6 protein-coding genes and 3 pseudogenes are annotated in these 10216 nt (G+C 40.6%); 1 reads left to right on the top strand and 8 read right to left on the bottom strand.

The genetic code is table 11. The features are described from left to right. Positions 1–190: pseudogene (locus tag F6K54_RS10885) on the top strand (hypothetical protein); the annotation flags it as partial. A gap of 562 nt (positions 191–752) precedes the next feature. Here F6K54_RS10885 and F6K54_RS10880 read toward each other — a convergent pair. The 8 genes and pseudogenes from F6K54_RS10880 to F6K54_RS10845 all read right to left on the bottom strand — a co-directional run bounded on the left by F6K54_RS10880 (position 753) and on the right by F6K54_RS10845 (position 10146). Next, positions 753–2054: a TauD/TfdA family dioxygenase gene (locus F6K54_RS10880; protein WP_293077322.1), complete on the bottom strand. Its 1302-nt coding sequence runs from the start codon at positions 2052–2054 to the stop codon at positions 753–755. A gap of 70 nt (positions 2055–2124) precedes the next feature. Further along, on the bottom strand, positions 2125–3180 hold the full coding sequence (locus F6K54_RS10875) for a phytanoyl-CoA dioxygenase family protein (protein WP_293077320.1): 1056 nt from the start codon (positions 3178–3180) through the stop codon (positions 2125–2127). Positions 3181–3345: 165 nt separating this feature from the next. Further along, positions 3346–4665, bottom strand: coding sequence for a TauD/TfdA family dioxygenase (locus F6K54_RS10870; protein ID WP_293077319.1), 1320 nt, complete (start codon positions 4663–4665; stop codon positions 3346–3348). 154 nt (positions 4666–4819) lie between these two features. Next, positions 4820–5981, bottom strand: a pseudogene (locus tag F6K54_RS10865) (RNA-guided endonuclease InsQ/TnpB family protein). A 106-nt stretch (positions 5982–6087) separates the two neighbouring features. Beyond that, complete coding sequence (locus tag F6K54_RS10860; protein WP_293077317.1) at positions 6088–6696, bottom strand: ureidoglycolate lyase; 609 nt, start codon at positions 6694–6696, stop codon at positions 6088–6090. 166 nt (positions 6697–6862) lie between these two features. Beyond that, the gene (asnB, locus tag F6K54_RS10855; protein ID WP_293077315.1) at positions 6863–8344 is read right to left on the bottom strand and encodes an asparagine synthase B; all 1482 of its coding nucleotides are present in this window, start codon (positions 8342–8344) and stop codon (positions 6863–6865) included. Positions 8345–8617: 273 nt separating this feature from the next. Further along, positions 8618–9700, bottom strand: coding sequence for an RNA-guided endonuclease TnpB family protein (locus tag F6K54_RS10850; RefSeq protein ID WP_293077313.1), 1083 nt, complete (start codon positions 9698–9700; stop codon positions 8618–8620). Between the two features lie 68 nt (positions 9701–9768). Next, positions 9769–10146: pseudogene (locus tag F6K54_RS10845) on the bottom strand (aspartate 1-decarboxylase). Positions 10147–10216 lie beyond the last annotated feature (70 nt).

The raw sequence follows: 10216 nt of genomic DNA, 5'->3' as shown, positions 1-10216 counted from the left end.
ATCTGATAATTCAGAACTACAAAAGCTTTTTATTACTCAGTCTAAAAAGACTGAAGAAAGAGAATGGTTGTCAGAGGTTTCTAACATACCATTGCAGCAATCTTTAAATGATTTAAACCAGGCGTTGATCTACCGTGATAAAAAACCTTCTCCCTTTAAATCTTTCTTTTCCTTCAGCATAGCAGCATAGCAGCATAGCTGCCTTCGGACCTCCAAAGTGTAATATCATGTCCGGATAAGAGCGATCTGGAAAAAAACCAAAACAGTCACTTGCAGTACAAATCTTTTTATTCTCCCTACTCCCTACTCCCTACTCCCTTATTTATAACTATTCAACCGGACATGATATTATATAAAGTTTAGCATAATTAGGACTTACGCATGAACGCTATTAGTAGGGTGTGTTAGCGCTAGCGTCACACACCAAGACGCTGTATATAGTGCCTTTGCGTAAGTCCTGATAATATTAAATCCGGTAGCATCGGTGTAATAAGATAGTGAATCAGAATCCAGAATTTAGAAGGGAAGAGAACTCAGAATTCTTTCCGCTCTAGGTGAAGATGGAATCTTTTTTTATACCAAATTAAGCGGATTTGATATAAACTATCAATCAAATAAAGTTTTTCTTTGTCAAAAAAAGCCCTAGAAATTGGCATTTTTTGCCATTCCTAGAGCTTCAGCCATATTCAAAAGACTTCTTGCAGAAGTCAGGGAATAGGGAATAGGGAGATAAAATTATTTATTTCAGCTCTTTATAAATGTCGGTCTGCCAGAATCTCCAAAGCACGATCCGAACATCCCATTAACCACAAGTCAGACATCCCCGTTTTGTCCCCCAATAAAACTCGCCGTCGGCAGCGGAAACTTTCTTCTTCTAAATAAGCACCCAATAAAATTCGTTGTAGATTAGGGTTCCAAATACCAGTTCGCCCGTGAAGAACTCGCCAGTTATCAACCACCAATACCTGTCCTGGAGTTAACAAAAATTCGGCATTATATTCAGGGTATTGCAACAATTGAGAAAATCGCTGATAGGCTGCCAAGAGGTCGTGAATTTTATCGTAAGAAACTTCTAACGGTATCCGTGTATTGTGGTTATACCGAATCTGATACACCTCCCCATTTTCATCCAAATTAATGACATGGTTGTGCCGATAAGCATCCCATTCGTACTTACGGGCACTAGATTCATGTTCGCCCAGTTTCTCCTCAACGGAAAGCCGCTTGCGACCTGCGGGGATATATTCCGTGGTTAGCAATTCAAAAAACCACGGATTTTCTGCTTTGATAACTTCTGCCAGTTTGAAACCGTCAATCACCGTAGAATAAGCCTGGCGATCGCCATCTGGGTTCTCGTAGAGGATGCATTCGAGAAATTGCAGCCCGGTAGGAATGTCATAAGCAGTAACATCCGTATGATTTCTTAAAGTTCCCACTTGATAGGAATGTTGGATAGCCTGAGCCTTTTTGTTGCTTCTATCCATCGCAAACACATTGGTAGGATGGTATCGTTGCCGTAGCGGTCCTACTCGTTCTATCAATGCCCGGAAGCTTTCTTCGTTTTTCGGAGCATCGTCAATTATTGCCACTCCCATATCGACTATTTTATTGAGGAACGACAATAATACTCCATCATCGTTCATCACCTCATAGCAATCAAAATGAGACACCGACACAGACGAGTCCCACAGTTGAGGTTTGCGGCGTTGCTTCAGGGCCGGGTCGTTTTGGCAGTGAACCCGCAGCCACGAGGCATCGAAGACACTTTGATGACCTGTTTGGTCGCCACCCCAAATAATATCTAAATTGCCTTCGCGATCGAGCTTAACCTCTTCGGGAGTTGGGTTTAAAGGCATTTCGATCACATCGTGCCCGCTGCTGATACTCAAAGTATCTCGGTGAAAGAATTTAGGAGACCGACAGCTATCTAAAAGCCAAAGGTTATGATAAAAACTTTCGTGACCGTCTTTCCAAGTAATGCTGACACCGTTGTTCGTTGTTGCCACTGATTCGATGCGAAAAGCAGGTTTAAGTTGCTGCAATACTGCTGTCATGTTACACCTCCAAGATTTTTTAAATATAGGGAACTGACTAAAGAGCTAAATTTTTGGCAGTCATTTTAATTCAGTCTTTAAGCAGTCTATTGTATCCAAAACGGTCTTTCCCAGGTATTAAAACGACTTTCCAATCATCAAGACTAATGTTCTTAATGTTGTATAAAGTTTCTCGATGACCTTTCTCAAGAACTTCTTGAGTATATATGCGAGTGTCTGTTCTTACGAAACGACCGCTTATTGCCCATCTCGAATCTTCTGTTGTATTATCAACAGAACCATGAATAACTCTCTCGCAAAACAGAAAGAATTGCCCAGCTTTCATTTCGATCGACTTTTTCTCTGCACTATCAACTGGATAATCTAGCTCTGCAAAAAAACTATTACCATATAAGCGAAAGTTTTCGGCTTCATAAATTGACTTTTCTCCTAGTTTAAGGGGAACCATCTCCTTATGAGTTCCAGGTACCAGAGTCATACACCCATTCTTCTCATTAGCTTCTGTCAATGCAACCCAGCAAGTTATTTGATAAAGTTCATCCGTACGGGGTGGATTGACAACAGATTCTCTCATATCCTGATAAAGCCAAGTGCTGTTTTGATGCAATTGAGTACCCTTACTATGAGGACTCACATTAAAAAAAGCAGATCGCCATAAAATTAGATCTGGACCTAATAGTTGGGCACAACGTTCCGTGATTTCAGGCAGTTTAAATAAGTCCCTGATTTTTGAGTTATCCAAATGGCGATTGATGAAAGTGTTATATCTGTTGAGTCCGGTTTTTTTATACTCCTCCGTTATTTTATTGCGTGCATTTTTCGCTACTGGCAATAGACCTTCAGTAATATTTTTTTCTTCCTCAAATTGATAATTGTTAGCTAGGAAAGATTCAGTGTTAGATACTGAGTTTAGTAAATCATGTCGTAAGTTTTCCGCTTGCTCTGGGGACATTAAATCAAAAGGACCAAGATATCCATTCTCGTAGAAAAACTTAATGTCTTGTTCGCTCAATTGAAACTCTGGCCGAACAGATTCTCTGGGACGGTAATCTTTAGGTTCTTTGAACTGACAATAATAATCAAAAAATACCTTTCTCCCTCCCGAACTAAATGCTGTCCAGAACATCTTATTGTTCCATCCAGTTGGTAAGTTATCTCTTAAGCCGTTCTTAGAAACCTACGATAATCTATAGAAATCTATGATTATCTGTTCTATTCCTGCTTCCCACTCGGTAACGTCGGCGTTATCCAGTCCACAAGCTGTCACGGACGAACTGCCCGCCGTCGTTTTTTAGATCGTGGTGCGGTCTGCCAGAATTTCTAAAGCGCGGTCCGAACATCCCATTAACCACATATCCGGCATCCCACTTTTTTTCCCGAGCAACAGTCGCCGTCGGCTGCGGAATGTTTCTGGCTTCATATACGCTCCCAGTAAAACTCGTCGCAGTTGGGGATTGTGAATACCCGTCCGTCCGTGGAGCAGTCGCCAGTTATCATTTACCAATACCTGTCCGGGAGCTATAAGAAATTCGGCATTATACTCTGGAGATTCAGCTAGGGCAGTAAATGCTTGGTAGGCTGCGTACAAGTCTTGAATTTTGTCCGGGGAAACATCGAGCGGCACCCGGTCTTTTTCATTGTGACGAATCTGGTAAACTTCGCCATTTTCATCCAAATTAATGACGTGCTGGCGATGATAGGTTTCCCATTGGTATTTTTTGGTGCCTTTTTCCTTATCAGATACTTTTTCCTCTACACCGAGCCGTCTGCGACCTGTTGATATATACTCTTGGGTGAGTAGCTCGAAATATTTTGGCTGCTGAGTCCTCAGAACTTCGGCAACTTTGAAACCATCTACCAGAGTTGAATATCCTTGTCTGTCATTGTCAGGATTGTCGTATTCAATACATCCGAGAAATTGAAGTCTGGGAGGAACGTTGTAGGAGACGTGATCGGTATGATTGTCCAGCCGATGCAAGTACTTATAAGAGTGGTGAATTTTCCCTGCCAGTTGGTTTTCTGTATTTAAAGTATAGATGTCGGTAGGATGATATCGTTGCTGAATCGGTCCGACGCGCTCTACTAATGCCTGAAATGCTTCTCTCGTTTTGGGAAAGCCGTCAATAATTACCATTCCCACATCCAGCATTTTATCCAACCAATGCAGTAGCGTTTCATCGTCTCTCATCACTTCCTGGTAATCGAAGTATGGAATGGACAGCGATGAGTCCCACAGTTGGGGTTTTCGTCGCTGTTTGAGAGCGGGCTCTTTTTGACAGTGAACTCGCAGCCAAGATGGATCGTAAACACTATGATGTCCCGGTTCTTCACCACCCCAAATGATATCTAAATTTCCGTCGGGGTCTATTTTGACCGTTTCAGTTATCGGATTTAGTGGCATTTTCAGGGGGTCGTGTCCTTCTCCTTCTCCACTGTTGAGGCTTAATGTGTTTGGTTGGAAACATTTGGGACAGTGGCAAGTATCCCGCAGCCAGAGGTTGTGATAAAAGCTTTCGTGACCATCTTTCCAAGTAATTTGCACCCCGTTATCGACGGTGGTAACCGATTGGATGCGAAAAGCCGATTTGAGTTGCTGAACTAATGTGACCATATTACTGCTCCATAAAACCGATATAAAACGTCTCTCTTGGTGCGCGTTCCCTCTCTTGGTCAGCATTCCCTTGCGCCTAACGGCGACGCGGGGTCTGACCGCTTGCGACTTTCGTCGTCGCGGGGTCGCACCGCATAATATGACATTTTACTGTTTACTTCCTGCTTCCACCGGAACTGTCGGCAGCACTCCGTCCACAGGCATTCGCGGTCAAGCCGACCGCATTTCTTAAATTTATACTGGCGTTTAAATCTCTATCTATTGATAACCCACACTCCGGGCAGTCATAAGTCCTTAGATTTAATGGCATTTTTTGAACGTGACCACAACTAGAACAAGTCTTTGATGATGGAAAAAACCTATCAACTACTACTAACTCAGAACCGTACTATTGGCACTGATATTCTAGCTGTCGCCTGAATTCATAAAATCACTATCTGCTATCTGATTTAGCTAGCTTATGATTGGCTAACATACCGCGAACATTCAAATCTTCTATGACAATTTTGCCGTGGTTTTTGGCTAAATATCTTGTCAATTTATGAAGTGTGTCTTTACGGATGTTTGCTACTTTTCTATGCAGCCTGGCTATTTTCAGTTGTGCTGCTTTCCAGTTAGCAGAACCTATCTCTTTATTACGATTTAGGTATTGCATTCTAGACAGCTTAGTTTCAAATCTGCGATAAGATTTCATACTTGTCACAACTTTACCATCACTCAAAGTCGCTAAGGTTTTCACTCCTAAATCTACACCAACTACATCATTTTTTTTTTGGTGTAGTTGTGGCATTAAATTCATAGCTACAGCTCAGATACCAGTCACCTGCTTGTCTACTAATAGTGATTGTTTTGGTTGTTGCCTCAATGGGTTCATAAGTTTTGACAATACCAATAAAAGGTAATTTGTGACTCCATCCATTTAATTCTATTGGTTTTCCGCAATTATCTATTGTGTTTGCGAAGCATTCCGAAGGAAAGGAATCATGTTTACCTTTCTTCTTAAATCTTGAATGTTTACCTAACCCTTGTTTGCGAAGCATTCCGCAGGAAAAGAACCTCTTAAATGCCTCACCCAAGTTGATAAAAGCATACTGATAAACTTTAGACGACAAGTTTTTCATCCAAGGATAACGAGGTTTTGTGTGATTGGTAAACACTTCTCTGAGTTTATGGGCATTTGGTTTATAACCATCTTTGTATGCCTGATTCCACAAACTTAAACCCCAATTAGAACACCATCTGCTATAACCTGCGTGTTGAGCCATCAGGGTTTTCTGTTTATTATTAAGTTTGAGCTTGGTTCTAATGGATTTCATGTATGCGTGAGTGCAGCCTGTCTAAATCGTATGCTTTTTGACGTATTATATCGTTATTATTTGATTAAGTCAATGCTCCTTTTATTGATAAATAGAATATAGAAGTTTAACGGTCTTGCGGTTGACCTAGGGGAATTTTTAACCAAGTCTTATGCTCTTTGGTTAAGACACAATCGATTGTTGCATAAATACTGCCTTGTTTTCTCTGATAAACTACTTCTTTTTCTGAAAGTGATATTGGATTTGTGTGCCAGACTCCAGGATGTATTGAGATGCCACAACTACCATCTGAATAAAGAGCTACAAAATCTTGAGGTTTGACATCTTCTTTAGGAGGAGCCAAAAGAAATATACTTGGTTCGCCATTTTTAGGCATAAAAGCTTCTCCTGCATCCAGATGGGCACTCAGCCAGTTTACTAGAAGATATTTAGAGTTACTTCCTGGTTCGGATACAATCTTACCCGCAGGACCGCCGCGAGCATTCTGATGACCAGCAGAAAATATGGTCGAACCCTTCCAATAGACTCTGAACTCCTCTTCAATAACAGTACCGTAACCCCCCTTGGAAATTAGAGGTCGTTTTCCTGAAGTAGGCCATTTGCATAACTCTATTTTTGCATCTTCAATATCCGTGAATACAACCCCTAATCCCAGAGCATTTTGGGAATTCAACCTTTTTAAGGGAACATCATAGTAATTAACTGTGGTCGCCATTTTTTCTTGAATTTAACTAATACCAGTTTTATTTGATTCTCTAAAGTACCAACGCTTTAGGGAACAGAGAACAGATAAGAGGGAACAGATAAGAGGGTTTTTCGGTTTGTTCTACTGTTGCATGATTTTTTGGAAATGGTATAAGAATTGAACTGTTAAGTTTTTGTTAATGGAAAGTTCGATCCCACTTGCCAACTAAATTGACGGCAAATGGCTGAGGAAAATACTGCTCAAAAATCCTGTAGTAGAGTAATTCCTCCTTACTTTTTATGGGGTCTCCCCGAAAGCGTGCCTGATCGAAATCCTCGTCAGAAATAGTAGCCTCAGCGTGAGCTGCTAAAACTTTAGAGGAAGCAGAACCATGAGCAAATTCCATCTTGTCTCGCCAAACTATTTCTGGCGGTAAATAGTCTTCAAAAGCTTTACGGAGCAACCATTTTTCAATGCCAAAGCTCTGGTAAAGCTTGAGGGTAGGATCTATAGTCAGTGCCATTTCCACAAAGTCTATATCTAGAAAAGGAACTCTTGCTTCTAAACCATGAGCCATTGTCAGTCTGTCTAATTTTTGCAAATTGAGATTATGTAATCCTTTAATCCGATATACCAATTCTTGATTTAACGTCTTGCCATCATTGTAATCAGCTAGATAACTATAGCCAGCAAACAACTCATCTGATGCGTCTCCTCCGAGAACTACTTTGACATATTGGCTAGCAAGATGAGATAGCAAGTAGGTAGGTACACAACTTCTTAACCAAGCGGCATCATAGGATTCAAAGTGGTAAATTACCTGGGGTAGAACAGAAAGCATTTCTGCTTCTGAGTAAATATATTCGTGATGAATTGTCCCTAAATATTCTGCTACTAATCTTGCTGCTTTCATATCCGGAGAGTTAGCAAATCCGGTGGAAAAAGAATGTAGTTCTGACAGCTCTCGCTTCATTAAGGCCGCAATGATGCTAGAATCGAGTCCTCCACTGAGAAATACTCCTACAGGAACGTCAGACATTAAACGCCTGCGGACACTTTGAGAAAGTCCTTGGCGAATTTTTTCTAAAATCACCTCTACATCTTCTAAAAACACATCGACTTCGGGTAAATCGTAGTAGGGTTGTAAACCCTCATTAGAATGGTAATAATGTCCTGGAGGAAACTCTTTAATTTCTTCGCCATGCTTTATTAAAGCTTTGATTTCCGAAGCAAAAAATAAACCTTCTTCACTTTGAGCATAGTATAAAGGTTTAATGCCTAAGCGATCGCGAGCGACAAATAATTCCCGATCGCTAGCCAAGATAAAGCTAAACATACCCCTGAGTTTTTGAGGCATCTGAGTGCCAAACTGTTGGTAGAGCGGTAGCAGAATTTCCGTATCGCTGTTGGTTGAGAAGTTGTAGTTTCCCTGCAAGCGATCGCGCCATTGTTGATGGTTATAAATTTCTCCGTTAGCAATAGCGTATAATTTGCTCTGCGGATCGTATAATGGTTGCTGTCCTCCTTCTACATCAATAATGGCAAGACGATTATGTCCTAAAGCATAGTTTTCCTGGCAAATGCTACTGGTACCATCCGGTCCGCGATGAGCTAAGATTGACAATGCGTCTTCAAAGCCTAGTAAATTTGAGCCAAAAAATCCAACTATTCCACACATATGTTTATCGTCAAGGTAACTTCAATGTTGTCGATCACAATTGAATGTCCTGCTTGTCTGGCTTTTCAGAATTGGGCGATCGGCCAATTTACAATTAAATTTTTCCCCAGTTTTACACATCTACCATGACTGAGAAATTAGTCAATTGTTTACCGTTCGCTGTTTCATAACCGTTATATTCCAAAGTCTGCTCCATAAAACTGATACAAAGCGTTACATAACGTAACAAATTGATGTTTACTTCCTGCTTCTACTGAGGCCGTCGGCGGTTTCTCATCCACAGGCATTCACGACCGAGCCGACCGCATTTCTTAAATTTATACTTGCATTCAGATCGCGGTCTATTGATAACCCACATTCTGGGCAATCATAAGTTCTCAGATGCAAGGGCATATCTTGGACATGACCACACCTACTGCAAGTTTTTGATGATGGAAAAAACCTGTCAACTACTACTAACTCAGAACCGTACCATTTGCACTTGTATTCTAGTTGTCGCCTGAATTCATAAAATCCTTGGTCAGCTATTGATTTAGCTAGCTTATGGTTGGATAGCATTCCGCTTACATTCAAATCTTCAATTGAGACTCTGCCGTGGTTTTTGGCTAAGTATGTTGTCAATTTATGAAGTGCATCTTTACGGATATTTGCTACTTTTCTATGTAATCTAGCTATCTTTTGTTGTGCCTTTTTCCAGTTAGCAGAGCCTACCTCTTTGTGACGATTTAGGTATTGGAGCCTAGATAACTTAGCTTCAAATTTCTGAAGTGGTTTCACACTTTCAAATACTTGACCATCACTTAGTGTAGCTAGGGTTTTCACACCTAAATCTACACCAATAACATCAGTTTTTTTTGGTGTAGTATGAGAATGAAATTCATAGCTACAACTGAGATACCAATCACCAGCTTGTCTACTAATGGTTATTTTTTTAGTTGTTGCTTCAATTGGTTCATAAGTTTTGACCATACCAATAAAAGGTAATTTATGATTCCATCCATTTAATTCTATTGGTTTTCCACAATTATCTATTGTGAATGAATCATGTTTACCCTTCTTTTTAAACTTTGGGTATTTTCCTAATCCTTTAAAGAACCTTTTAAATGCTTCACCTAAGTTGATAAAAGCATATTGGTAAACTTTAGATGACAAGTTTTTCATCCAAGGGTATAAAGGCTTTGTCTGGTTGGTAAAAACCTCTCTTAGCTTTCGAGCATTAGGCTTGTAACCATGAATATATGCAGCATTCCACAAACTTAAACCCCAGTTATAGCACCATCTGCTATACCCCGCGTGTTGAGCCATCAGAGTTTTTTGCTGATTATTTAATTTAAGTTTGGTTCTAATGGATTTCATTTATTTGTGAACACAGCCTGTCTAATAGTACGTTTTATAACGTATTATATCGTTATTCTTTGATTAAGTCAATGCTCCCCATTCGGAGTAAGAGTTTGGTAGAAAACTTCCTTAGGCCGGTTATTTTCGTCGGCGACTAGCACTCGCGCCTGGTGTCCCTGACGCAAGACTTCTGATCGCTCTATTTCCTCGTTTGCCCAGATAATCAAGATATCTCCAGGTTCGCACATTAGCGCACCGCCACCGTTGGGACAAATCTAACCTTCTCCAGGTTCTCCTGCTAGTACATAAGTGTACCAAGGATTTCCATTGTCGATATTTACAATTTCCACTTCTTCTAGCGGTAGTATTCCCACCTTTTCCAATAATTCTCGGTCGATAGTAACGCTGCCTACATAGTCGCGATTTGCCTCAGTCACCCTGACGCGATGAAGCTTGGCGTGCATCAATTTAATTCTTGCCATCTTTATTATTGTTAGTTTACTTGCTAGAAAACTCCATTATTAGACCCGTTCG

It is taken from the genome of Okeania sp. SIO3B5 (genome assembly GCF_010692555.1).
GTDB lineage: Bacteria > Cyanobacteriota > Cyanobacteriia > Cyanobacteriales > Microcoleaceae > Okeania.
This window is presented reverse-complemented; position numbering and strand designations above follow the sequence as displayed.

What these genes read in the sequence shown, in the direction of transcription:
- F6K54_RS10880 (WP_293077322.1), bottom strand. Translation starts at nt 2,054, where the DNA reads ATGACAGCAGTATTGCAGCAACTTAAACCTGCTTTTCGCATCGAATCA.
- F6K54_RS10875 (WP_293077320.1), bottom strand. Translation starts at nt 3,180, where the DNA reads ATGTTCTGGACAGCATTTAGTTCGGGAGGGAGAAAGGTATTTTTTGAT.
- F6K54_RS10870 (WP_293077319.1), bottom strand. Translation starts at nt 4,665, where the DNA reads ATGGTCACATTAGTTCAGCAACTCAAATCGGCTTTTCGCATCCAATCG.
- F6K54_RS10860 (WP_293077317.1), bottom strand. Translation starts at nt 6,696, where the DNA reads ATGGCGACCACAGTTAATTACTATGATGTTCCCTTAAAAAGGTTGAAT.
- asnB (WP_293077315.1), bottom strand. Translation starts at nt 8,344, where the DNA reads ATGTGTGGAATAGTTGGATTTTTTGGCTCAAATTTACTAGGCTTTGAA.
- F6K54_RS10850 (WP_293077313.1), bottom strand. Translation starts at nt 9,700, where the DNA reads ATGAAATCCATTAGAACCAAACTTAAATTAAATAATCAGCAAAAAACT.